This is a genomic window from Dyadobacter linearis, from assembly GCF_907165045.1.
Classification (GTDB): Bacteria; Bacteroidota; Bacteroidia; order Cytophagales; family Spirosomataceae; genus Dyadobacter; species Dyadobacter linearis.
In genome coordinates this window covers 472,059-497,996 of sequence record NZ_CAJRAU010000002.1, presented here as the reverse complement: position 1 = coordinate 497,996, position 25,938 = coordinate 472,059, and the positions used below count along the sequence as shown (strand labels likewise).

The window sequence follows — 25,938 nt, the reverse complement described above, 5'->3', positions numbered from 1 at the left end:
TCCAGTTGCTGTTATGCTTACCTACATGGGCCAATTTCGTTTTGGGGAGACGATCATTAAATCCCTTCTACTGTCTATAATTTGCTCAAACGCGCTCGCACAATCGAGTGAAATTGACAGGTATAACGTAATCTGGACAACCCAAAGCAAGAATTCGGGCGAATCTATGCCTTGCGGTGGCGGAGATATTGGTTTAAATGTGTGGGTTGAAAATGGCGACGTACTATTCTATATGGCACGAAGCGGAACATTTGACGAGAACAATCAGATGCTCAAACCTGGCCGAATGCGATTGCGCCTCTCCCCTAACCCGTTCACAGCAAACGATTTCAAACAGGAACTGCGCCTTTCCGAAGGTAGCGTGCGCATCTCGGCAGGCGGGACGGTATTGGATATTTGGGTTGATGTATTCCGTCCGGTGATCCACGTAGCAATCAAAAGCGCCCAACCGACGCAACTGAATGCATTTTACGAATCCTGGCGTATTGACGATCATGTTGTAACGGGCACCGAGCTCCGCGCCAATTCGTACAAGGCACCGCAGACTTTTGAGGTAAAGACCTTGAAAGATGAAGTTGCATTTCAGGGAAATGAGATTCTTTTCTACCATAAAAATCGGGCAGACCAGGAGAATATATTTGACTTTACAGTCAGGAAAGAACAAATGGAAGCAGTTAAGGATCAGCTATTTAACCCTGTAAAAAACAACACTTTCGGAGGGATTGTGAGAGGCAGAAATTTGCGCGCAGCCGGGAACGCCGAAGGTGTTTATGCGAGTTCAAAATTCAGGGCGTGGAAGTTGGAAAGCATGAAAAACGCACGGTCGCATGAAATCGAAATTGGGTTGCATGTGGCACAGTCTGAGACTTTGGTAGAATGGAAAGCGGGCTTGGCAGCGGTTTTCAGGGATGCAGATCTGAACAAAAAAACAGCACTTGTAAAAACTCAGGCTTGGTGGAAACAATTCTGGGACAGGAGTTACATTACAATCGAAGGAAAGGACAATACCATTTCACGGAACTACCAGCTTTTTAGATATCAGCTGGCGTGCAATGCATTCGGAAAGTGGCCTACCAAATTTAATGGAGGTTTATTCGCATTTGACCCTGAATATGTAGATAAGAAATACAGCTATTCGCCAGACTTCCTGCTTTGGGGCGGCGGTACCTTCACTGCCCAGAATCAGCGTCTCGTTTATTTCCCGATGTGCAAAAATGGCGATTTTGACCTATTGAAGCCACAATTTGATTTTTACTTAAATAATCTTCGGAATGCAGAACTCCGCAGCGAGCATTACTGGAAGCACAAAGGCGCAAGTTTTACCGAACAGATTGAAAATTTTGGCTTACCGAATGTGACCGAATACGGAATGAAGCGACCCGCCGGTTATGACCCGGGTATGGAACACAATGCCTGGCTAGAATACCAATGGGAAACGGTGTTTGAATTTTGCCTTATGATGCTGGAAACCGAGCGATATGAAGGGCGGGATATCAGTGCTTACATTCCATTTATAGAAAGCTGCCTGACATTTTACGATGAACATTACCAAATGCTGGCCAGACAGCGCGGGGCAAAAACGCTGGACGAAAATGGGCATTATATCCTCTACCCGACCACAGCCGCGGAAACTTTCAAGATGACCTACAATTCCACGACCGTCATTTCCGCTCTGAAAGTGATCCTGGAAAGGCTGCTCGCACTACCCGAAAAATACCTGGAAAAACCGCAACGCGAGCAGTGGTCGACGATGTTGAAGAAAGTCCCGCCGATTCCATTCGCCGAATTTGAAGGACATAAAACGCTGGCGCCGGCCTTAGCGTGGGCGCGGGTGCAAAATTCCGAGACTCCTCAATTGTATCCTGTTTTTCCGTGGGGCATTTACGGCGTCGGGAAGCCGGGGTTGGAAATCGCGATCAATACCTACAAATATGACCCGCATGCGGTGAAGTTCAGGAGTCACGTCGGCTGGCGGCAATACAGCATTTTTGCGGCCCGACTAGGTTTGACCGAAGAAGCCGCTGCGCTCACGCGCGAAAAATTCAAAGATTCCAATCACCGCTTCCCGACATTCTGGGGCCCGGGTTTCGACTGGACACCCGACCACAACTGGGGTGGCTCGGCGATGATCGGCTTACAGGAAATGCTCCTGCAAACGGACGATCGCAAACTATTTCTCCTGCCCGCCTGGCCCAAAGAATGGAATGGAAAATTCAAGCTGCACGCACCTTACCAAACGATTTTGGAGGGAGATATTAAAGACGGGAAGGTTGAAAATCTGAAAGTTACGCCAGCGTCACGCGCCGCGGATGTGACAATTTTACCGCTTTAAACGCGCATTCCAGGCTGCCCTTTCCTTTTGCAGATCGTACCCGCGCTTGGCGAGATAGTTGTTGATCCGACCTTTGTATTTGCCAAAAATCTGATGCTTTTCCTCCGACGAGCCGGCGTCCATCGCCAATTCACGGGCCTCAACCAGCCAGGTATTGATCTGCGTTTTTTCATCTGGCTGAAGCGATGGGATCATATCCTGATAAGCTTTATTTGTGACAGCTAACACATTGAAGGTCATGCCATTTTTTACCGCATCGACCTGCTCACTGGTCAACTCGGCTGACAGTTTTTTCAGATATTCGCTATGAAGCAATGTAAGCCGACTTGCCGCAGTTTCCTCAGTCCCCACTTTGGCTTTCTTGCCTTCGTGAATCGCGTTGAGTTCACGATATTGATTCACGATCAACGACTTGACGCGGTTGTATTTTGCTGAGTCCGCAATTTCCAATGTATTCACAATCTTCGAGGCGCGCTGATCGAGCGTTTTGGCATAATTCAATTCCTCCTGCGCAGAATTCTGTGAATATGCCTTCAAACTCACAAAAAGCATTACCAAATAAACAATGGAATTTCTTGTATTCATCTTGATCTTATTTTGTTTGAAAAACAGATTTCATGTAGGCAGTATTAGCACCATAGTTACCTTTCACATTTTGGGGCTGAGTTGCGTCGCGTGAACGTTCAATGACCAGCCAGCCTTTCCAGCCCATTTGGTCCAGCGTTTTTCTGACTTTATGCATATCGAGCCGGGTGCTATTTTCCAGCCAAACGCCGTCTTTATCTGTACAATGAATCTGGCAAATGCGATTTTTACCCAAAATCCGCAACTCTTCGCTCACATCCCGACCTGCTTCTAATGCATTTGAGAAGTTGAAGTAGATCTGAATGGCTTTCGAACCCACATCCTTTAAGAGTTTCACTTCCTCCGCAGCGCTCAGCGCCGTTTCTATTCCGATAATAACGCCAGCTTTTTCCGCCAGTGGAGCAATTGATTTCAGCCTTTCAACGATCAGGGGCCGCAATTCAGGATTTTTGGTTAAATCACCCTGAATACCCAGCGGCAGAAAAGCGACTTTGATATTCATTTGCTGCATTGTTTGAATACAGTCGCCAACCATCTTTTCGACACCTTCGCGTTTCGCAAATGACTGCGCATAAAAGCCCGTCATCGCCAGCGAGCAAAAAGTCAGGTTCAGTTCTTTGGCTTTGTCGAGATATTGCTGCCTGACCTGCGGGTCTGCAAGTTTGTTATCGAACGTTTCCCGATTTCCCAGGCCGCCCATATCAATCTCTAAACCATCGGCCCCGATCTCGCGGGCAAGTGGCAATGCACTGATTTTCTGCCTTTTGAGGATCATGAGGTCAATTACTGCGATCTGATACCGTTGAGTTTTTAGAGGCTGGGCAAATGCGTTGTCCAGCTTTAAATAAGCCGCCGAGACAGTCCCGGCGGCTATGATGTTGATGAAATGTCTTCTTTTCATATCAAATTCCAGCCGGCCAAGTACCGTTTTCGATTGACTTACCCTTCAATTTGGAAGGATCGATTTTTATATATTTGATCTTTTCCCGCCGCCAAGTGTACACAATATGCACCATGCCGTCCGCAGACTGGATCACAGAGGGATACGAGTATTGACTGATTGGCGAATCTTCCAAAACGAGCACCGCATCCCAGTTTTTACCGTCCTTTGAAACCGAGACATTTAAAGGTGTCCGAGGCCCCTTCACCTCAGTGCCCGGAGGTAGCACGTGGTTATAAACCAGCAGTTGCCTACCATCCTGTAAAGTCACAGCATCTGTCCCGGAATTATTATTCGGTAAGTTGGAAGCCTTCATTTCAGACCATGTTTTGCCATTGTCCTTTGACCACGATTCCATAATCGCGCGGTTTTTACTACGTGCCAGTATCTGCAAATCACCATTTGGGTGCGTCAGAATGCTGGGCTGTATTGCATTGATCGTTTTGCCGTCGTTTATGGGACCAACTTTCCGCCACGTTTTTCCGAGATCAGGCGTTACCTCGAAATGCACACGCCAACCATTTTTACCTTCGGTACTTGTCGGGCACCATAGTTCCCCGTTTTTCAGCATGACCGGCTTGTTCTTGACCGGCCCGAGATAATCCTCTTTCAACGCCTGCGGCTTCGACCAGCTTTTTCCATTGTCTTTCGAAGTGATCAGATACCCTTTCCATGCAGCCACATTCGGCCCGACTTTGTAAAAAAGCATCAGCTCGCCATTTGGTACCTGGTATAAAACCGGGTTCCAGCAAGCATACCGCAGTTTTTCATCCTGAATTCCATTCGCTACGGAAACCGGCGCACTCCATTTGTCCTTTTCAAGGCGCGTCACCCAGATTTCCACATCCGGATTTCGTTCTTTTGTGCCGCCAAAGAATGCTGCAACCAATCCGTCGGGTGTTTCTGCAATCGTGGAAGCGTGGCATTCGGGAAAAGGCGCTTTTTCGTAGATGAACTCATCGACGACAATCCCGTCTTTCCAGCTTTGCGCATTGGCTGCCGAAAGCACAGTAAGTGTCAGAAATGCAGTTCCGAGCCAGTTTTTCATATTTTTCATAGTTTATTCTCCGGGTTATGATTGGAATTTTGAATGAGTAATCTTTCTAAATTTGGAGAAGAACCGATCTTCTTTCCATTTGAGAAAAGGGTCAGACCTTTTCCTTTCTTATAATGTTCGCCGGTTTTGTCCCAGATGATCGTCAGAATATTTCCGTGATACAGCACATTATCGAGGCAAAACCAGTCCCATTTCTCTTGGGGGATCAGCGGATTCACTTCAATTATATTATCTGTCCGGGGCCGCAAACCGACCAGTCCGGTGATGATCAGGTCGTTGAAAGTCGAGTGATTGTAGTACCGGCTCCGCTCCTGGTCTCCTTTCAGCCAGTAGCCCGTCGTTTCGTCCAGGTACTCGCCAATATAAGGCTTGCCCCGGTAATATTGCGACTCCACATACAGCTCCATCAACCTGAAATAGGTGGTATCCGCCAGGTTTTCGTGGTCGGGCTGGTTCATTCGGTTGGCCATTCCGGTGAGCGTCTGTGAAGTTGCAAACGGCCACACCGCGCCGTCCCATTCACATTTGCAGCAGCCGTGGGTGCGGAATTCAGGGTGGCGGCGCTCGGCTGTCGTGAGGCCGAACGGCGCCAGAAAACCTTTTGGATCGGATACCTGTTTCCAGGCTTCGTCGTGTTTCTTTTCGGGTAAATTGAAGTACCAGGGAATGTAGCCGATCGCCTCTCTTACTCCCGCAAAATCTCCTGTCCCTTGCTTTTTAACCGTTTCAAAAAACTGGCTTTCCGCGTTCCAGAGCTTATTTTCTATCAATCTTTTTAATGTATCCGCCTTTGCACTGTAAAGACTTGCCACTTCCGGCTTTCCATCAAGCGCAGCGATTTCGGCGAGGGCTTTTGCATTGCCATACATATAACTATTGATCGTCGGCCGCGCATTTTGCTCGCGCCTGCCCCCGCTGAGCGACTCTTCCATTCCATCTTTCACGTCCGTCTGCCAGAACAACCCGCTCGGTGTGCGGCGGTCTTTTTCCCACGTTTTGTATTCGTCCTGTAAATCGGGCAGCAGGTTTGTCAGGTATTTTTGATCCAGATTTACCTTGTACCGGTTCAATAATGCATCGGCCGTCCAGCTGCTGAACGTGAGCAGTTTCTTCATCCTTCCACCCTCATTTCCCCGAAACCAAACGTGTACATAATCGTTGAGATACTGAGGGTTACGCAGCCAGCGGCCTTCGTAAATATGGTGTCCGAGCGCGCAACTAATCATATTATACTTATCGGCGTAATTGCGGTCGACCAGGAATTCGGTGATAATATAGCCTTGCGGCGTTTGGTGCAAATGCTTCCGAAACGTCCACCACCGATAGTAGTAGATCTCCTGAAAATTGTACTGCGGACATTCGAAAAGGGGAATATTCGCCTTCATCCAATCCCACGATTGCGCGTTGGAGATCGCATTCACCTTATTTTCATCCTCCATCGCATTAAAGCGCTCGACATGGTGCCTGAAACTTTCCGCATTCAAAACAGCATTTGAATGCGTCCGTTTCGAACAGGAAGTGGTAAATGCAACAAAAATCAGCAGTAAAACAAGAGTATACTTCATGCCTGAAAACCTATTTTTTTGAAATCCACAAAACTACCGGCGCGTTGCCCGATAATGCGACCAGAATAACCTTTCCGCCCTTAATAATCTCTTCTTTTCCAAGATATTGACCGGAAACAGGATCGATTTTCCTTAGTTTAAAATTGCCTTTGAAGTCGGACAGATTAATTTGCAGCGGCGCAGGTTTTTCAGTGTAAATGACCTTACTATCTCCTTTTATTTCCAGTTCAAAAATCATCTGACCCGAATGCTCGACGGGTCGCATATCAGCTATTTGAGCCAGCATTTTGACGTCAATTGTTTTAGGAAATGCACTTATTGAACCTCCGGCCAGCATTACCGCCCAGCCAAAACGATCAGCTCCGTCCGCATTGTAGAGCACAGGTTTTTCCGGGTATTTTTTCCGGTATTCCAAAACACTTTGGTAAACTGATTCAAACGAAACTTTACCTGATTTCTGAATTCTTGCGTGCTGCCTCGGAGCGAGGTTTTTGCCGCCTTCCGGAGCATAAAAAGTGCCGTCTTCCCGCATTTGCCAATAGCGGATATCAATGATATCGACGATATTCCGGTATTTGTTTTCGGCTAATATTGCATCCTGCACATCTTTGGTAGTACTCAAAGCAACTAATACATTCCGTCCCTTTTCTCGCTCCCACTCAGCGATCACGTCCAGCCAGAATTTTACAAAGTCCAGAGGACCAGTATATTCCGCGCTCACAAACTGAATTACACTGTTGTTTTCGGAGAAGTTATCCAGGCATTTTCGGATGTACGCGCGGTGTAATTCCCGGCGCGCCGGATCGGCAATATCGTAGAACTGATCGGCCATGAAAATCCTTTTGTCGCCCGCATAAGGCGGCGGCTCGGGGAAACCGGTATTGTTGATATTATTGGCAGACCGCCACGGAAAATCGGCATAATGTGCGCCGGCTTCGAGGATATTGTGCTGGAAATAATTCTGGTGAAACAGTATCAAACCTTTCTGATCGGCAAGGGTTGCAAATTGTTGCAGGCGGTCCCAATACCAGGCGTTGTACTTCGTCAGGTCATATTTGCTCAAATTATCCCACGCACTTCCCTGTCCACCTCTTGCAAAAGGTTGCTCATAAAAAGGGGCCCAAACTTCGGCGTCCATGCGCCGCGTCCGCTCGTGATCATCGCGCCTCCGATCGTACCAGAGTCCATAATTGTGGTCGAGAACCGAAACATTTTTTGCCACCAGCGAGTCCGTCATCTCATCCAGAACATCAGTCAAACCAGCCCCATATCGGCCCGGTACAAATCTGGTAATGTGCGGTTTAGCCGATTTAACATCATACGCACGCGTACTCCCACGCCACCACGGAACCTCCTGCCGAGCACCAGTAACCAGCGTCCCGTCCCGAACGAGAAGGCCGTTTTTTATTGTGAGGGGGGAAGTAAGGGGAGGAAAGGGAGTAAGGGGACGAAGGGGACCATTTTTCCTCCCTTTCTCCTTTTCCTCCCTTTCCTCCTTCCTCCCTTTCCTCCCTTCCTCCCTTTCCTCCCTTTCCTCCCTTTCCTCCTTCCTCCCTTCCTCCTTCCTCCCTTCCTCCCTTTTTCCCAAGAAATCAATCCAATCTTTCAGCTGCAATGCGGGTTTAAATGAATTGGCCGCCAACTTTGCCGCCTGTTCAATTGTCGGGCTGGATGCTTCTGATTCTTTTGGGATTAAGAATGCGCGTGTAAGTGCTTCTTTGCCAATTCGTTCCGATAATTGTGCATAGTATAAACTTCGCGGCTGAATGTGTTCATTGTTGTTCTCCCAATATCCGTCGCCTGCAAATTGCGACCAGATTCCGAAAGCGTAGTTAACAGCTCCCGGCGGACTGAAATTCTCAACCCGGGATGCGCTGCATTGCCACAAAACGCTGTTCGCTGCTGTCCAGCCTGCCCCCTGTCCATCTTGGCCGCGGTTACTTAAACGCAATGCATTTCCGTCGATATTAACATTATCAAACAATACCCCGGATGCCCAGCTGTCGATTGCACCGCTGAAACTGTGCGGCAAATGCGACTCGCATTGTACGAATGCATTGGGCCCCGGCGAAACAAAACCTACGGAAAAATCGTGATAACCAAATTCTGCATAACACCGCTGGAAAAGTGTTTGCTGCCCCTGGGTAAAAAATGTGTAGCGCCGCTGCCCGCCGATTTCCGAAACAGGTTCGGTAGACTGGCAATCCTCAACCGTGATTTTTGATGTTGTTTCGAACAATGCAACTGCTGAGCCAGCCAAATGTTTAAAATTCACCTGCCTTACCCATGCATTTTCAGTATTTTCAAAAGTAATCCCCATCCAGCGATGATCCTCATCCTTAGGGTTTTGCGGGTCAAATTCTGAGTCGATCGTCAAGTTTTCAATGCCTATTTGACTGATCCTCCCATTCCATTTGTAAGTTTCTACGCTCGCGATCCCAAGTTTTGCATCCAGCGCAGTTGTTATTGGCGCGTCGATGGTAATTTCATTTCCCGAAACCGACTTCACGATCCTGTCCCAGACAATATCCCGCTGCCCGGGCTTCCAGCCCAGCCAGCCGGTTTCACCTCCAAACTCCTCCATTTTCAGCAACTTAATCCATTCTTTGGTAGACGGTCGCCGAATTCGAATGCGGTCTCCCGTCTTTATTCCGCTTGCATTTTTAATATGAAAAACGGTCGCATTGACGGGCACATATTCGTTGGCCACTTCACTTTTCACACCCGGCTGCGCATCGTTTTTACCAAAAACACGGATCACCGTTTCACGCGTGGTGCCCGTTCCCAGCAGAACAGTGCCTTCTTTTCCAGCCCCGCTGCCACGCAAAACCACGCCAGACTGACGTATCGTCAAACTTCCATTGATCTGATACACTCCCTTTTCCAGCAAAACAGCTCCCCGAAAACCTTCCTTATCCACAGGCAGATTACCCACAAAATCGATCGCTTCCTGAATGCGCAGCGTCGCGTCGCCGGGTTCATTTTTTACAAAAACCTTGGCACCAACCTCTGGAATAGCCGAGTTGCCGCCCTGATAACCGCAATGCGAGAAATCGACGATCCGGTTCCCGAGCGAGTCGGGTTTGTAAATGAGGCGGTTATCCTGGCCAAGACTGAGCGGGGATACAGGTTGTTCCTTTTTTTGACCCAAACAACAGGTTACCAAAAGGAAATACAACCCCGTTATAAACAGGGCTGTATTCAATCCAATCACCTTTGATATGTAAGTTTGCTGATTCAAGTTGCGCGTTTGAGTTACCTATCGGCCTTGCTTGCTTTCTTTTTTGGAAGAATTTACGGGTGCAGCAGCCAGGGTATCATGGTTATTTTTCGGGTCCGACCAGTCTACTTTTTTCTTTGGGTCAATACCATTGATGAATTTTTCAATGTTTGAATAGCCGTCGCCGCTCATATCTTTCTGTGCATCAGCGGGATCTTTCGGATTCAGGCTGTATCTCAACTCCCATTCGTCCGGCATTCCGTCCTTGTCCGAATCCTTGTAGGGCGTTCCTTTGTATTCCGGGTAGCCTCCCACCTGGGATATGTCCGTAATGATACCGTTTTTATAAGAATCGATCGGCAACCGGCGGTGCTCAAATTGCGTTTCAGGCAGCTTCACATTGGGCAGCGGATTGATTTTCCCCGTGCGTACCTGCGTGGTTACGCGCGTATCAACCGGGTCGCGGCGGGGCAATGTGGCTCCGGCATTGGCCAGCACATAATCGAAAGATTCCCTGGCCGACATGATCGGAAATTCGGGCATTGGAAGCGGTTTGTTCCACTTCATTGCTTCCGTGTACTTGTCTGTATCCGGAAGATCTTCCACCTGCACGCCACCTGCCCAGTTGTTTTTCGTCACTTTTTCATTGCCTTCCATGATATTCCCCTCCACATAGGCACGACCGAAAACGAGGTGGTCGAGCTTGCTTCTGCCCGCTTCCGGTTTCAGGATCCGGTGGCCGATCGGAGAATTTTTAGGCGTTTCCGGGCCGGGTTTAAAATAGTTGTTGATGATGTTGTACATCGCCCGGTAATCTCCGCCGTCGATCGAGCGGTGAACCCAGTTGAAAACGACGTTATTGGCAAAATTGAATATCCCATACCAACCAATCGAAGGATTCCGACCTGCATTATTAGCCCACAGGTTGCGCATAAAAGTACAGTTCTCGCCACCCAGCGTACTGCCGAAAGAGTGGTTCCAGGTATCAAGTGTTTCTGAAAAAATGGAATTCTGGATCGTGATATTGACGGTCGGCAGTTTCTGTTCCTGCGCGCCCGTGCTATCATTATACATGTGCCGGTACATCGACATATTTTCATCCAGCCCCCAACTCGCCGACACGTGGTCGATCATGATGTTTCCGATCGGATTACCTCCAATCGAATCGTCGCGGCGGCCGACAAATGTTTCGCCACGGCGGAAACGCATGTGACGGATCACGACATCGTGCGTATTGATCCAAACCGTCTCGCCCGCCACACAAACGCCGTCGCCCGGAGCAGTCTGCCCGGCGATGGTAATGTACGGCGCGCGGATAATAAGCGGCGTTTTGATCCGGATAATACCTGCGACATTGAATACGATAATGCGCGCCCCGCCCTGCTCGCAGGCATCGCGTAGCGTTCCTGGGCCACTGTCTTCCAGGCTTGTAACCACGTACACTTTCCCACCGCGACCGCCAAAACTGAATGCACCTCCGCCCTGCGCGCCAGGAAACGCGGGGATTTCAGACTGCGGCAGATCAACCGGCCGGGCTGCCCACGGAATATAAGGTTTTCCCGCCTTCGCCTCCGCCTCAATGATCGGCAACGCTTTCTGCCAGGCTATTTCCGACCTCCTGCCCGCCTCCGCCAGCAAAGAATCGCTGGTCTTCTGCGCCGCCGCCGGTATTTTAGGATACTGCGCAAAACCCGGCGAAGCGATTCCTGCAAGTAGTACGATGAGTGGAATATGTTTTTTGCTGAATGTCATTTTTGGGAATTTTAATGATTGAATGACTGAATGATTGAATGAGCGAATGAGCGAATTTTTCCTCCCTTCCTCCTTCCTCCCTCCTCCCTTTCCTCCCCCTACTTCAAAGGATCAAACGTTCCCGAGGGCCAGCCGGCTGTTTGTTCCAGCTTTGGATTGTTGGCGAGGGCTGCGGGCGGGATTGGGAAATAGTAGTACTCGGGTAGCCAGTTGATTTTGTATTTGGTGTCTAAAACTCTTGGTACAATCTCGAAATAGCGCAGGTAGGCTGAATCCAGTGGCATTGCGTCGCGGCGGGTTGCGAAATCAGGGGCTGTAATGGCGTTGGTTTTTAGCTTTATATCAATGCCGGTTCTTGTTTTGCCATTTAAAACAGTTTCGAATTTTTTCCATCTTCTCAAATCCCAGAAACGTTTTCCTTCGAATGCAAACTCTATTTGTCTTTCGTACAAAATCGCGTCGAACATTTCCGGGCGGGTCATTTTTGGTTTTAAACCATACAATCCGTCGACGCCTGCGTCAATTCCTGCCCTTTTTCTGACTGCAATGAGCTGGTCGTAAGCTTCTTGCAACTTGTTGATCCCGCACGCAGCTTCTGCAAAGTTGAGCAACACCTCGGCGTACCTTATTTCAATCCAGTCGCCGCCGCTGTTTACCACTGCTCCGGTTGCCAGGTTTGGGTCAATCGCTTTTCTGGCGTAAAATCCGGTGGTAGTCGCTTTTTGTTCAACCGTTTTATTATCAACCAGATAGGTCCACAAACGGTAATTTGCATTTCCGTTAATATGCCAGGTCGCGCCGTTGAATGCGATGGTCTGGTCGAATCTTGGATCGCGGTTCTTGTAAAAAAGCTGTGGATTGTAACCTGAGCCTGCTTCCGTAATCTTCTTTCCGTTTTTCATTGGAAAAGCCTGTACGATCTCCCAGGTCGGCTGATTGGAACCACCTGCCGTGCCGAGGTAAGAGGGTCGGGTACTGTTATCATAACCCTGATTTTTGCTCACCTGATCGCCGACCAGATTATTATAGCTGGTAACCCACACTGCTTCCGGGTTATTCGCCTCTTCAAACCACAACTTTTGGAAATTATCGTGCAGCCTGAACCCATTTGCAGAAAGCAGCTCAATCGCCTGTTTATTAGCATCATAAGCACCCTGCCAGCGTTCCGGCAGATCTTGCGGGTTAAACTGCGGACTTGCCCAGTTGAGCAATATCCTCCCTTTGTAAGCCGCTGCGGCGCCATTTGTAATGCGGCCCCAGTCATTTGAATTGGCCCATCTTCCGGGCAAACCGGCAATACTAAAATCGAGATCTTTCACAATCTGCGCAATGCTTTCGGAGGTCGAACTCCTGGGAATAGCGGCTTCATCTTTCGCTTCCTGACCTACCCCTTCCAGCGGTTCCAGCACCAGCGGAACACCGCCGTACAATCTCACCAGTTCGTAATACCGGTGTGCGCGGAAGAACGTCACCTGCGCCATGAGCTCATTTTTATAAGCCTGACTTAATGTGCCTTCGGGCGTTTTGAGCAAAAACTGGTTGATAGAACGGATCTTACCGTAATTATTGGTCGCATTGACTACAGTACCAAAGTCCACAACGGTATTCAGCTGCACGGTACCTTCAAAAAAGCGCGTTTCGCCTGCTATTTCATCCGAGCATTTAAGGAAATCGCCAGTCGGCCAAACGGGCAGATTCTGGTCGTACACATAATCGACGTACGCCCGCGCGAGCAGCGAATCGTTGAATACCTGCTCCTCGTTGAAAGCAGATAAGTCCGTTTTTTCAAGCACATCCTGACAGGAAGAAAGTGCCAAAACAGTCAATAGGATAGGAATATGACGCATTTTCATAATTTCTCTGTTAAAGCGTGAGGTTCAAACCGAGTGAGAATGTCCGCAGCACCGGATAAGTATTGTAGGCTCCCACCGCATCCTTGTAATCGTAGGGATTATAAAAATTCACCGGATTCATACCCACAGCGTAGATTTTCAGATTGGAAACACCCAGTTTTTTAGTGATATTCTGTCCGAGCGAATATGCCAGATTGATACTTCTCATGCGGAAAGAAAATGAATTCCTGAACCAGAATGACGATACTACGGTGTAGGAATCTTCATAAAAAGGATCGGGGTAAGCAGCATCGGTATTATTCGCAGCGTAATGGTCGTTCCAGAAAACGGGCCTAGAAACCTGCGTGGTCGCACGTTTGCGGGCGTCGCCTTCTACGACAGCCTGGCCGCCAAATGAACCCGCAGTGACCATATCCAGACTGAATCCGCGGTAATTGAAACCGAGCGAAAATCCGAAATTGTAGTGATTGCTTTCTTTATGCGTGAGCCAATCCAGGTCCTCTTCCGTGATTTTCCCGTCGGGGCCGCTGTACGTTCCGTCTGCCTGGCGCGGTCCGCGAATATCCTTGTAGTAAAGCATTCCGGGTTTTGGAGCTGTTCCAAAAATGGTATAGTCCGGTGCCGTTTCCAGAAACGCATCCACTTCCTGCTGGGAACGGAACATGCCCAGATAATGATAACCCTGCACGCCCATGTCACTGGAACGGCCGGTCGGGTCGCGCCAGGTGCCCACGTTCAAAGGCTCTACGTCGACTACTATATTCTTGTTATCGTTCCAGGCGAGGAAACCGCCCACATTGTATGCAAGGTCTTTACCGATCTTATCTTTCCAGCCCAATGAGATTTCGGTTCCGAATGTGTTAATGGTCGCATAGTTTTCAGCGGGCATTGCCGAGCCGATCGTGAGCGGAACGGAGGCCGAAAGTGTGGTCAATAAGTTGTAACCGTGATCGTGGTAAATGTCAAATCCGGCTGATAACCTGCTGTTCAGAAATGAAGCGTCGAGCCCGATATTTTTCTTTGTCACGTCGTCCCAGCGGCCCATGTAGTTGGGTAGCTTTTCCAGTTTAATACCGACAGCGCGGCCACTGTTTCCACCAAAAACAGCTCCATTTGAAGCCTGCGGGGTATAACGCTGCATCCATTGCCAGGCCGCTGTGCGGTCGCCACCGAGAAAACCTATTGAAGCGCGCAGTTTCAGAAAATCAACAAAAGGTACTTTACTTTTGAAAAAACCCTCTTCCGAAATCACCCAGCCCGCAGAAAAACTTGGAAAAGTACCCCAGCGATATTCGGGTGCAAACTTGGTAGAAGCGTCGCGGCGGAAGGAGAATTCGAAGAGATATTTATCCGCAAAACTATAATTGACCCGACCTACATAAGACTGAACACCGCCTTCATTCGCCAGATTGGGCCCAATATCCTTGACACCGAGTGCCGACATCAGGTAATCATTTCCCCCATCAAAAATCCCTTCCTTGGAAGCAGCAATACTCTCGGCATAAGTCTCAGACTGCTCGATCAGCGCCAGAACCCCTATGGAATGGCGGCCGAAATCCCGGTTGTAGTTCAGGTTGAAATTGAACTGATAAGCGTCGGTATAGCCTGGGTTAAAGCGCAGCAGATCAGCATTTTTGATCATCGTTGGCGGGTTGGGTGTACCGCCGTAAATGTGCCTGTTCTCACCCTGCATCGAGAATCCGTACCCTTTATAAAACGTACCATATTGCTTTCCCCAATCATTACCTAGGTTCCGGTTGTAAATCGCTTTCGCTTTCAGTCCGGGGATGAAAGGGATATTCACTTCGAGATATGCATTAATATTTAAAACTACATTTCTGGCCCGCGTGTAGTTATTCAGTCGCTGCGCTTCAAAGAAATGAAAGCCCGTCGTGCCCGATCCGCCCGGCAGCAATACCGGCAGACCGTCTACATAAGGCGGGATAAACTGGGGAGTATTGAGCAAATTGGTAACATCCTTTTCTGCATTCTCGCCGCCTTGTTTGAGGTAAAATAGCTTATTATCAGACAGATTACCACTCACGCCCAGCCCAGCTTTGATATTTTTGGTCACATTCACATCGGTACTTGCCCGGAAATTCCATTTTTTGTAGTCGATCTTTTCTACATTTCCATTCTGGTAATAATAGGCCGCGCCCGCGTAGAAAGTGGCTTTTTCGGAACCGCCGCTGATATTGACCGTGTGCCGCATATTGAGCGACGGTTTCCACGCCATATCATACCAGTTATAGTTGTTTTTACGAAAATGTTCCAGCTCATCCGGCGAATAGAATTCCGCATTGTCGGGCTGTAAACCGCGGGTTGTATTATAATCGTTGAGGTAAGTAGCGAGCTGCACACCGTTCATCATTTTCGATTCATAAGCCGCATCGGAAGAACCCACAGTACCGCTGTAACTGATCTGCGGTTTCCCGGATTTTCCTCTCTTGGTACGAACGACAATCACACCAAGTGCTGCCCGCGCACCATATACGGCGGCCGCTCCGTCTTTCAAAACCGAAAAGCTTTCGATCTCGGATGCATCCAGCAGCCTGAAATCGGCTTCTGTCCGTACCACATCGTCGATTACATATAACGGAGCACTTGAACCACCATCCTTGGAGGCAGCCGGCGGGTTACGGATTACGATAGACGCCTGATTTCCAGGCCGAGAAGTACCGCCTGTTATATTTACACCGGGCAATTTCCCCACCAATGCGGAAGAGATATCCCCTACCGGCAGCTCGTCAATTTCCTTTACCCGCACCGTACCGACAGCGCCCGTGAGGTGCGACCTTTTCTGCTCGCCATAACCTACTACCACCACATCTTCCAGCGCTTTCACGTCTGGTTCCAGGGTAATATTAAGCGCGGTTTGCTTTCCAATTTCGATGGTCTGACTGGTGAAACCTACGTAACTGATCACGACTGAGCGGCCCTGTGCAGGTACATTCAGGGTAAATTTCCCTTCGGCATTCGTAATTGTACCCGTGTTAGAACCAGCTACCAGCACCGACACGCCCGGCAGCGGCTCTTTCGATCCTCCGTCAGTTACTGTACCGCTGAGCTGTCTCGTCTGCGCTTTCCCGCACAGTGCAATGCACAGCAGGAATAAGGTAAGTAGAAATTTCCTTGACATGTAACTGAGCTATTTAAAATATCATTATTTAAATAATATGTCAGTTGTAAATTGATAAAATACAATTTAAACCATGTTCAAGTCTATTTGAGGCGGTTCTAGTAAGCAAGTACTTTCTAATTTTTATTTTTGCAAACGATACCGGGAACGATTGCAGTGTATAAAAACAAATATTCGAAAAAATAAGAAAGTGTTTAATGGACACAATCTTACGCTATCGCAAAGAGAAGAAAGAGACCTGAAACTTTTAGGAAAATTGGATTATGGCAATATTTCGGACCACATTACCGACGTCGGCCGATTGCGCGCTTTTCTGCCTCGGTACTGGCCAGAGAAAGTGCGTTTTCCAGATATTGAGTGGATTTGGCCGGATCGGCTTCTTTGTGTAGTTCTGCCAATAACAAATAATAGAAACGGTTACCGGTCAATTTAAGCTTTTCAGCTTCCCCGATAGCGGGGTCGGCGCCCCGGGCTTTGTAAAGTGCGTACGTGCGGTTGAGGGCGGCGGCAGGTGAATATTGGATTTGCAGCAACAGGTTATAGTATTGCAGGATCTGTTCCCATTTTTCCTGTGTATCTTCTTTTTGTGTGTGCAAGAAAGCGATACCGGCTTCAAGGTGATAGCGCGACAAATGGGTTCCGCCTTTTGCTTGGTTTAAAAAATAGGCTCCTTTACTGATTAAGTCACTGTTCCAGAGTTGAGTATCCTGTTCATCATACAAAATAAGCTCTCCGGTTTCATCGGTGCGCGCATCAAACCGGGAAGCGTGAAAACACATCAATGCGAGTAGCGCGTTTACTTTGGGCGTATTGGTCAGCGTACTTTCGATCAGCATCGTGCAAAGCCGCATAGCTTCCAGACAAAGCTCCTTCCGCAATATTTTGTTCTGACTTTGAGAATAATATCCTTCATTAAAAACCAGATAAATGGTCAGCAAAACCGAATCGAGCCGGCCCTCGATCAATTCTGGTTCGGGCATTTCGATCTGAATATTGTGCTCCCTGAGCTTCTCTTTGGCGCGCGTCAGACGTTTGTTGATCACGTCTTTGCTCGTATTGAACGCATCGGCGATCTCGCCTATTCCGAAACCGCATAATATTCGCAGCGACAATCCGATTTGCGCTTCGGAAGAAATGACAGGCTTACAAATCGCAAAAATCATTTGCAACTGGCTGTCATTGATGTTGTTGGGCGACAAATCTATCTCGGTTTGAGAATCGTCCTGGATGTTAATGTCAAGAACTGGCGCAACTTTCATGTCGAAAGTTGCGCCTCGTTGCAGGTAGTTCTTTGATTTGTTTTTAGCAACCTGATAAAGCCAGCCCACTGGATTCGGCGGTACTCCCTCAATGCCCCAGGCCTGCGCCGCTACCAGAAAAGTTTCGCTTGCAATATCCTCCGCAATTTCAATTTGTCGAAACCCGAACCGCCGGCAAAGTACCGAGACGATTTTGCGGTATTCGGTTCGGAACAAATGCGGGATCAGGTTGCTACTTTTCATGCACGGACGTGATCTTTCTTACTTCCACACTGTTTCCTTCTCCGAATAAGATAGGACACGCGGCAGCCATTTTTGTTGCTTCTTCCAGACTTTCTGCTTTGACCATAATGAAGCCGGCCAGCGATTCCTTGATCTCCACGAAGGGTCCGTCAGTTTCTATACCGCCGGATTTGAGCACTTTACCTTCGGTCGAAAGTCCCTTCCCGCCGATAAATTTGTCCTGCGCGGCGATTCCGCCGACCCAGTCATTGTACATTTTCATAAATTCCTGCAATTGTTCGGGCGAAGGTTGTGCTTCCTTGGTCAACAGGTCGAGGCGCATTAAAATCAGGTATTCTTCCATGTTCATTTTGTTAGAGATGAAACTGTAGTGTTTTGTAGACCAGCACTAACCGCACTGGTTAAACCTAATACAAACGAGATTCACAAAACAGGACACGAGTTGAAAAAAGAAATTAAAGATTCAGCATTTCAGCAGTAAAATATTTCTCTCATTTTAATCTTCACATCCATTAAATTGCGCATTCAGCGCTAATGCCGCATTTTTATATTCCTAAACCTATTAAAAACTATGAATCTGAATTGTCTACGATATCTCATTTTACTTTTCTTTTTCTGCGAACCCTTGCAGGCGCAGCAGCAACCTAAATACAGCATTATTATCAAAGGCGGCCACGTGATCGATCCTAAAAATAATATTGACGGTATTTTGGATATCGCTGTGGAAGGTACTCTGGGCGGAACTGACGGAAAGATTGCGCTGGTTGCAAAAGATATTGACCCGAAGCTGGCTGTCCAGGTAGTCGATGCGAAAGGAATGTATGTGACGCCCGGCCTGATCGATATTCACGTCCATTATTTCTGGGGAACGGATTTGAAAGGTACTTACCGAAATGGCCCGGCCGGGTTGCAGCCTGACGGATTTACATTCAGGTCGGGCGTTACTACCGTGGTGGATGCGGGCAGCTCGGGGTGGAAAACTTTCGAAACTTTCAAGGCGCAAACTATCGACTTATCGAAAACGCGCGTGCTGGCTATGCTGAATATCGTTGGCGAAGGAATGGCGGGCGGGAAATTTGAAAATAGCCTGGAAGAAATGGACGCTGCGAAAACAGCGGAAATGGCCAAAAAGTATCCCGAGCAGATAGTAGGCGTAAAACTGGCGCATTTCAGCGGGCACGACTGGACTCCAACCGATCGCGCGATTGAGGCTGCATCGCCGGCAAACATTCCGGTTATGGTCGATTTCGGCAGTTCGGATCCCTATCTGCCATTGGAAGAATTGTTTCTGAAAAAATTCCGTAAAGGAGATATTTACACGCATTGTTTTGGTGGAAACAGCAGTAATAGTCCGAAGGGAAGGGAATCACTTGTTGACATTTCGACTAACAAAGTAAAGCCTTACGTGATCGAGGCGCAGAAAAAAGGCGTGATTTTCGACGTTGGTTTCGGCGGCGCCAGCTTTCTGCTGGCTCAGGGACAGCCTGCGATCAAGCAGGGATTTTACCCCAATTCCATCAGCAGCGATCACCATATTACCAGCATGAATGGCCCGATGAAGGATATGAACAATATCATGTCTTTTTTCATGGCGATGGGAATGGACCTGAAAAGTGTGATCGGCGCGAGTACCTGGAACCCGGCGAAGGAGATCAAACGGGAGGATCTCGGGCATTTGTCGGTCGGCGCTGTTGCTGATATTGCTGTGCTGAACCTGCGGAAGGGGAAATTTGGATTTTATGCGCGCGATGGAAAGATAGAAGGGAAGCAACGGTTTGAAACTGAGGCGACAATCAAAGGCGGCAATATTGTTTATACGCTGAATGCATTGGTGGAGCCGATTAATTTGCCGCGGCCAGCCGTGAAGAATTAAGATCTTTCCCAAAAAACCTCAAAATCGTGCTTGCGAGGTATTATTTAAATATTACTTTTGCAACCAAATAGCGGCCAGGTGGTGGAATTGGTAGACACGCTACTTTGAGGGGGTAGTGCCCGTTTGGGTATAGGAGTTCGACTCTCCTTCTGGTCACAGTCGATAAAGTGCGTTTGAGCGATCAACGCACTTTTTTTTATTTTCATTTCTTGTAGAAATTCCCTGCCGTAAAAAGCTTAGCATTAGTTGCTTGGGTCGAGTTTAGGGTCTATATTTAAATCCTGTTTGCAAATTCTACTCAACACTGAATCGTTTGAAAAGACAATTTTACCTCAACAAGATCCTACCCTTTTTCACTGCCTTTCTGCTGATTTTTGTCTGTTTTTCTGCTTCCGGACAGTGCAAAGAGAAAATCAGTGAGTCCAACGATCAGAAAGTGCATTACCACGAAATTCCTTTGAAGGGAAAAAGCGAATACCTGACACTTTCACGCACAGGCGAAGAGCGGCTTTTTAGTTACCATAACACGGACCTTGATCTGGTATTTCACGCCAGGATGTTCACAGAAATACGCTTTATTTCCAGCACGGGCAACTTTTCACTTTTCACCACTTCCTCCGACCGCAGCCGCTGGTTTACTGCATTCACACTCACTTCGCCACTTACGCCGAAAGAAATACTAAAAATGCGGGGAACGGAAAAAATAGAGATCATTCTGCCGGAGGAAAAACGCATTTTTATTGTCAGCGCATCCAGCAACAACCTGATCCGTAAAGCATTGGGCTGTCTGAAATAGCCATTAAATATAAAAAAGCTCCTTATTCAGCAACGCGACAATTGCATTGAAATCTTCCGGATTGGCGGCAAAATCCATTTGGTTCACATCAATTTCTATGATCTTCCCGTGGTCGTAATGCTTCGCAAAATCCTCGTAGTAGTGGTTGAGGTTAGATAGGTATTCTGTTGAAATATCTTCTTCGAACTTCCTTCCGCGTTTTTTGATCTGCGAAACAAGTTTTGGAATATCTGCTTTGAGATAAATCAGTAGGTCTGGCTGGGAAACGGTGTTGATAATAGACTTAAAAAGAAGCTGGTAAGTCTGATAATCGCGCTCGGTCATCACACCCGATTCATATAAATTTCTTGCAAAAATGTACGCGTCCTCGTAAATAGTGCGGTCCTGGATGATCGTGGCGTAAGTGGTAGCGCGGATCTGCTGCACCTGCGCGAAACGGCTGTTCAGGAAAAATATCTGCAAATTGAATGCCCAGCGATCCATATCCTGGTAAAAATCAGCGAGATATGGATTACCTTCCACGGCCTCGTACATCACATCCCACTTATAATATTCGCCCAGCATCTGGGTCAGCGTGGTTTTTCCGGCACCGATATTCCCGATGATTGCAATGTGCATAACTGTTTATGTTGAGATTTAAGATTGGGTGCGATTTGCAAAAGTATGTATTTCGGTCAGAGTTCGAACTGCTGCTTTTTGATTTTCGTTGAAGTTGTGGGATTCGTATATTTGCACTCGATTTCCGCTTATTATTTTACCAATACCATTGAAATGAAGCCGTACAGGGTAATCCTATATTATTGCTACTCTTCTATTGCAGACACCGAAACTTACCGGGACGAACATCACGTATTTTGCGTGCAACACAACCTGCTGGGCCGCATTATCGTGGCGCCTGAGGGATTGAACGGAACTGTTTCGGGTACGCCTGAGGATTGTGAAACATATATGAATTACGTGCGCTCCGACGAGCGTTTCAGTCACGTTCAGTTTAAGATTGAGGAGCACGATAAAGTGGCTTTTCAAAAGCTGCACGTACGCGTGAAAGACGAGATCGTCAACTCCGACCTGCCTGTTAATCCGCTGGAAAAAACCGGAAAACACCTTGAACCGGCTGAATTCAAGAAGCTGATCAATGATCCGGATGTAGTATTGGTGGATATGCGTTCTGATTACGAGCATGAAGTCGGCAAGTTCAAGGGTGCGATCACATTTGATATGCATAACCTCCGCGAGCTACCCGATCATATCCATGAAATTGAGCATTTGAAGGATAAAAAAATCGTCACTTACTGCACGGGCGGGATCAAATGTGAGAAAGCGAGCGCCTACCTGCTAGACCAGGGATTTACGGATGTGTACCAGCTTCACGGCGGCATTATCCGCTACGGACTGGAAGAAGGCGGAGAAAATTTCGACGGAAAATGCTACGTTTTCGACAACCGGATTACAGTGGATGTAAACAGCATTAACCCGACTGTGATCTCCAAATGCCACATTTGCAACGAACCCTGCGACCGGATGATCAACTGCGCAAACGCGGAATGCAACACGCACGTGCCGGTTTGCGAGAAATGCGGGGAGGAAATGGAAGGCGCCTGTTCAGCCGAATGCAAGGCGCATCCCGGAAAGCGTATTTATGACGGGACTGGCTATTATGTGAGCCAGAGCAACCATTATCATCCTTTGCAGGGATTGAAAAGTCAGAAGAAGAACATTAAGAAAATGAAGCTGGCGCAACAGACACAGCCGCTTTAAAGTGTTTTTTCCAGAATAAAATCATTCATCCAGTACGGGCCGATCGGAATATCTTTTTCGCCGGTGACGGTATATCCCTGCTTTTCGTAAAAGTGCCTGGCCTTATTGAATCGGTTTACATTCAATGCTAAAACTTTTCCACCGGCGCCTCTCACGAAGTTTTCGGCTTCCTGCAACAGGAATTTGCCCGCGCCTGTCCCCTGCGTGGAAGGAAGTACGTATATTTTATGTAACTTAAACTTTTCAGGTTCTTCTTCGGCTACGGATGCAAAGCCTTCCGGCCGGGTTTCATTCAGCAATAGCAGGAAATGCTGGCCTCCCAGCATCTGTTCTTTAAGTGCCCCCGGAGAATATATTTTATCAAACATATAGTCGATCTGTTCCTTCGTAAGGATTTCACCATAAGTAGGTTCCCAGGTTTTTTCCTGGATGGAAATGATCTCCGGTATATCGGCTACGTTAGCGTGCTTTATTGAGAATGCAGGCATAATGCTTAAATTTGGCGCTTAAAACTGCAAATAAATATTTATTAACCTTAAAAACCAGCATTACTTCATCGCAGCAACGGCGCTTCAATATGCCCGTTTTTGATAAGTAGAAATATATGAAACCCCTCATTTTAGTTACTAATGACGACGGGATTACTTCCAAAGGGATCCGGACACTGGTAGAGATCATGCAGGAGCTTGGCGAAGTAGTAGTTGTCGCGCCGAATAGCCCTCAGTCAGGAATGGGACACGCCATTACGATCGGTGAACCTTTGAGATTATACTCCACGCATATTTTTGAGAATGTAGATGAATATGAATGCTCCGGCACACCGGCGGACTGCGTTAAGATCGCAAAGCACCATATTCTCCTCAACCGGAAACCGGACCTGGTCGTAAGCGGGATCAACCACGGAAGCAACAATTCGATCAATGTGCTTTATTCGGGGACGATGTCGGCGGCAATCGAGGCGGCGATTGAAGGTATCCCGGCGATTGGATTTTCATTGTGTGATTTTCGGGAAGATGCCGATTTCAGTCACGCGGTACCGTTTGTGAAATCTATTACCGAAGAGGCTATTAAAAACGGGATCCCGAATGGGATCGCATTGAATGTGAATATCCCGGCAAAAAGCGACCTGCCTTTGAAAGGAGTCAAAGTATGCAGACAGGCGCACGCAAAATGGCAGGAAAAATTCGACTACCGCGTCGACCCGAATGGACGGGGTTATTTCTGGATGGCGGGCGAATTCGTGAATTTTGACACAGAAAAAGAAGATACGGATGTTTGGGCGCTCGATAACAATTATGTTTCGGTTGTCCCTTGTCAATATGATCTCACAGGCTACGAAGCGCTGAATCAGCTTTCGTCCTGGGATCTGTAATCATCAATCAACTATGGCATTAGTAGGGAGCATATTAAAGAGAGGCATTCATTACAGCAATATTTTCGCCAACAGAAGAAAGGCTACGCTGCAACAACAGCAAAAAAAGACACTGGCCAAGTTGCTGGCGAAGGCGCGCTACACTGAATTTGGTGAGAAATACAATTTTGACGAGCTGCTATCTTCTATTTTATTTGGTGAAAAAGGGGCTTTTTACGAACTATACAAACGTTCGGTGCCTGTGTACGACTATAATAAGATATTCAACGAATGGTGGCATAAGTCTATTGAGGGAGAAAAGGACGTTTGCTGGCCGGGCCAGATCAAGTATTACGCATTAAGCTCTGGCACTTCCGAAGCGTCTACCAAGCATATTCCGGTGACGAAAGCAATGTCCCGGGCGATGCAAAAAACGAGTATCCGCCAGATCCTGTCACTCGGCAATTACAAAGACCTTCCCGACGATCTGTACGAAAAAGGTTTCTTGATGCTCGGCGGGAGCACAAATCTCAACGACCAGGACAAGCATTTCGAAGGCGATTTGAGCGGAATTCAGGCCAAACAGATCCCATATTGGTTTCGTCCCTATTACAAGCCCGGCGAAAAAATTGCTGCGCAGAAAGACTGGGCATTAAAGCTTGAAGAAATTACCAAGCAGGCGCACGAATGGGATATTGGCTTTATAGTGGGCGTTCCCGCGTGGATCCAGCTTTTAATGGAAAAGATCATTGACCATTATAAAGTAAAAACCATTCACGATATCTGGCCGAACCTGCGCGTTTTTGGTCACGGCGGCGTCTCTTTTGAACCCTACCGAAAAGGATTTGAAAAGCTGCTCGCCCGCCCGCTGATCTACATTAATACTTACCTCGCTTCCGAGGGATTTATAGCTTATCAAACCCGCCCCAATGCGCAGGGAATGGAGCTAGTTTGCGATAACGGGCTATTTTTTGAATTTATCCCATTCACGCAGGAAAACTTCGACTCCGAAGGTACGATGCAGGCGAATCCTGAAACGCTGATGATCGATCAGGTGGAGGAAGGAAAGGAATATGCATTGCTGCTCTCAACCTGTGCTGGTGCATGGAGATACCTGATCGGCGATACGGTGAAGTTTATTGATAAAACAAAGGGTGAAATCGTCATTACAGGGCGAACCAAGCATTACCTGAGCCTTTGTGGGGAACACCTTTCGGTGGATAATATGAACAAGGCGATCGATCTGGTTTCTGATGAAATGGGACTGACTGTCAAGGAGTTTACGGTAAGCGGCGTGGAGCACGGTACTATGTTTGCGCACCAGTGGTATATTGGTGTAGAGGAAAAAGATGTGGACACTGAGGTTTTGAAGAAAAAACTGGACGCAAAATTATCGGAGCTAAACGACGATTACGCGGTGGAGCGGCGGCATGCATTGCAGGAGATATTTGTCACTGTGCTGCCGAATCAGGTTTTTTACGATTGGATGAAATCAAAAGGGAAAATGGGCGGCCAGCACAAGTTTCCGCGCGTATTCAAAAACTTCCTGATCGACGATTGGAAAAGCTTTCTGAAAAGTCAGGGATATTTAGCTGAATAGCTATTTAATAAAATTGGTATAAGCGATCTGACAGGCGATGAGAATAAAAACCACGCCTGTCACTTTGTTAAATACGGTCACCACCCGCGGCGTAAATAGTCTTTTGAGCCGCTGCGCCGAAAATGCAATCCCGCATTCTACCAGAAATACTGCCACTACACTCGCCCCGAAAAAAAGTAACACCTGGTTCATATCGTAATGCAGGTTGGTCCTGATATAGGAAGCGATCGTAACCCAACTGATGAAGTTCACGGGATTCAGGCCATTTAACAAAAACCCGGTCGTGAAATAATAGACCAGATTCCCCAGGCTGGTTTGCGGATAAGCGATCCTGGGTTGGCCTTTAATGAGATTGCTTAATCCAAGAATAATCAGGAAAATCACACCGGCACCTGCCATATACTGTTTAAAATTGGGTATATCAGGTAAAAGCGCGGTGCCGAAAATGGCGAAAAAGACGAATATAATATCGCAGACGAAAACGCCGAATGAAATCTTCACACCTGCCCAGAATCCATTGTCTACGCTATTTTGAACGAGCGAAAAAAATACGGTCCCGAAGGTAAGGCACAATGCAATGCCGGTGAGCGTGCCGTAAAATAGCGATTCCAGCAT

General features: G+C 47.6%; 19 protein-coding genes and 1 tRNA gene. 7 read left to right on the top strand and 13 right to left on the bottom strand.

Annotated features, from left to right (window positions below):
- Positions 1–13: 13 nt before the first annotated feature.
- The gene (locus tag KOD92_RS08230; RefSeq protein WP_229254588.1) at positions 14–2,332 is read left to right on the top strand and encodes a DUF5703 domain-containing protein; all 2,319 of its coding nucleotides are present in this window, start codon (positions 14–16) and stop codon (positions 2,330–2,332) included.
- On the opposite strand, the gene KOD92_RS08225 is transcribed toward KOD92_RS08230, so the two are convergent.
- The 10 genes from KOD92_RS08225 to KOD92_RS08180 all read right to left on the bottom strand — a co-directional run bounded on the left by KOD92_RS08225 (position 2,321) and on the right by KOD92_RS08180 (position 18,288).
- On the bottom strand, positions 2,321–2,917 hold the full coding sequence (locus tag KOD92_RS08225) for a DUF3826 domain-containing protein (RefSeq protein WP_215233069.1): 597 nt from the start codon (positions 2,915–2,917) through the stop codon (positions 2,321–2,323). The two genes, KOD92_RS08230 and KOD92_RS08225, sit on opposite strands and share 12 nt — an antisense overlap.
- A gap of 7 nt (positions 2,918–2,924) precedes the next feature.
- Entirely contained in the window at positions 2,925–3,818 is an 894-nt protein-coding gene (locus KOD92_RS08220; RefSeq protein ID WP_215233068.1) for a sugar phosphate isomerase/epimerase family protein, read from the bottom strand.
- A gap of 1 nt (position 3,819) precedes the next feature.
- Positions 3,820–4,905, bottom strand: a complete 1,086-nt coding sequence (locus KOD92_RS08215) for a sialidase family protein (RefSeq protein WP_215233067.1) — start codon at positions 4,903–4,905, stop codon at positions 3,820–3,822.
- Positions 4,906–4,910: 5 nt separating this feature from the next.
- Complete coding sequence (locus KOD92_RS08210; protein ID WP_229254587.1) at positions 4,911–6,479, bottom strand: MGH1-like glycoside hydrolase domain-containing protein; 1,569 nt, start codon at positions 6,477–6,479, stop codon at positions 4,911–4,913.
- 10 nt (positions 6,480–6,489) lie between these two features.
- Complete coding sequence (locus KOD92_RS08205; protein ID WP_229254586.1) at positions 6,490–9,630, bottom strand: DUF6298 domain-containing protein; 3,141 nt, start codon at positions 9,628–9,630, stop codon at positions 6,490–6,492.
- 108 nt (positions 9,631–9,738) lie between these two features.
- Positions 9,739–11,451, bottom strand: coding sequence for a pectate lyase family protein (locus tag KOD92_RS08200; RefSeq protein ID WP_215233066.1), 1,713 nt, complete (start codon positions 11,449–11,451; stop codon positions 9,739–9,741).
- Between the two features lie 98 nt (positions 11,452–11,549).
- Positions 11,550–13,304 carry a RagB/SusD family nutrient uptake outer membrane protein gene (locus tag KOD92_RS08195; RefSeq protein ID WP_215233065.1) on the bottom strand — a complete coding sequence of 585 codons (1,755 nt, stop codon included), beginning with the start codon at positions 13,302–13,304 and terminating at the stop codon, positions 11,550–11,552.
- Between the two features lie 10 nt (positions 13,305–13,314).
- Positions 13,315–16,443 (bottom strand): SusC/RagA family TonB-linked outer membrane protein, encoded by a 3,129-nt coding sequence (locus KOD92_RS08190; RefSeq protein ID WP_215233064.1) that lies wholly within the window; start codon positions 16,441–16,443, stop codon positions 13,315–13,317.
- 284 nt (positions 16,444–16,727) lie between these two features.
- Positions 16,728–17,945 carry an RNA polymerase sigma factor gene (locus tag KOD92_RS08185; protein ID WP_215233063.1) on the bottom strand — a complete coding sequence of 406 codons (1,218 nt, stop codon included), beginning with the start codon at positions 17,943–17,945 and terminating at the stop codon, positions 16,728–16,730.
- Positions 17,935–18,288 (bottom strand): YciI family protein, encoded by a 354-nt coding sequence (locus KOD92_RS08180; protein ID WP_215233062.1) that lies wholly within the window; start codon positions 18,286–18,288, stop codon positions 17,935–17,937. Before KOD92_RS08180 ends, KOD92_RS08185 begins: the two co-directional genes overlap by 11 nt.
- Before the next feature lie 228 nt (positions 18,289–18,516).
- Here KOD92_RS08180 and KOD92_RS08175 point away from each other — a divergent pair, with 228 nt between their 5' ends.
- The 3 genes from KOD92_RS08175 to KOD92_RS08165 all read left to right on the top strand — a co-directional run bounded on the left by KOD92_RS08175 (position 18,517) and on the right by KOD92_RS08165 (position 20,614).
- On the top strand, positions 18,517–19,818 hold the full coding sequence (locus KOD92_RS08175; RefSeq protein WP_215233061.1) for an amidohydrolase/deacetylase family metallohydrolase: 1,302 nt from the start codon (positions 18,517–18,519) through the stop codon (positions 19,816–19,818).
- A gap of 72 nt (positions 19,819–19,890) precedes the next feature.
- Positions 19,891–19,974, top strand: a tRNA-Leu gene (locus KOD92_RS08170).
- A gap of 157 nt (positions 19,975–20,131) precedes the next feature.
- Positions 20,132–20,614 (top strand): hypothetical protein, encoded by a 483-nt coding sequence (locus KOD92_RS08165; RefSeq protein ID WP_229254585.1) that lies wholly within the window; start codon positions 20,132–20,134, stop codon positions 20,612–20,614.
- Between the two features lie 3 nt (positions 20,615–20,617).
- On the opposite strand, the gene KOD92_RS08160 is transcribed toward KOD92_RS08165, so the two are convergent.
- On the bottom strand, positions 20,618–21,232 hold the full coding sequence (locus tag KOD92_RS08160; protein WP_215233060.1) for a deoxynucleoside kinase: 615 nt from the start codon (positions 21,230–21,232) through the stop codon (positions 20,618–20,620).
- A gap of 153 nt (positions 21,233–21,385) precedes the next feature.
- Between KOD92_RS08160 and trhO the strand changes: the two genes are divergently transcribed.
- Positions 21,386–22,372 carry an oxygen-dependent tRNA uridine(34) hydroxylase TrhO gene (gene trhO / locus KOD92_RS08155; RefSeq protein WP_215233059.1) on the top strand — a complete coding sequence of 329 codons (987 nt, stop codon included), beginning with the start codon at positions 21,386–21,388 and terminating at the stop codon, positions 22,370–22,372.
- Here trhO and KOD92_RS08150 read toward each other — a convergent pair.
- Entirely contained in the window at positions 22,369–22,860 is a 492-nt protein-coding gene (locus KOD92_RS08150) for a GNAT family N-acetyltransferase (protein WP_215233058.1), read from the bottom strand. The genes trhO and KOD92_RS08150 overlap by 4 nt on opposite strands.
- 116 nt (positions 22,861–22,976) lie before the next feature.
- Here KOD92_RS08150 and surE point away from each other — a divergent pair, with 116 nt between their 5' ends.
- Entirely contained in the window at positions 22,977–23,744 is a 768-nt protein-coding gene (gene surE, locus KOD92_RS08145) for a 5'/3'-nucleotidase SurE (RefSeq protein WP_215233057.1), read from the top strand.
- A 13-nt stretch (positions 23,745–23,757) separates the two neighbouring features.
- On the top strand, positions 23,758–25,323 hold the full coding sequence (locus tag KOD92_RS08140; protein ID WP_215233056.1) for a GH3 family domain-containing protein: 1,566 nt from the start codon (positions 23,758–23,760) through the stop codon (positions 25,321–25,323).
- On the opposite strand, the gene KOD92_RS08135 is transcribed toward KOD92_RS08140, so the two are convergent.
- Positions 25,324–25,938, bottom strand: coding sequence for a LysE family translocator (locus KOD92_RS08135; protein ID WP_215233055.1), 615 nt, complete (start codon positions 25,936–25,938; stop codon positions 25,324–25,326).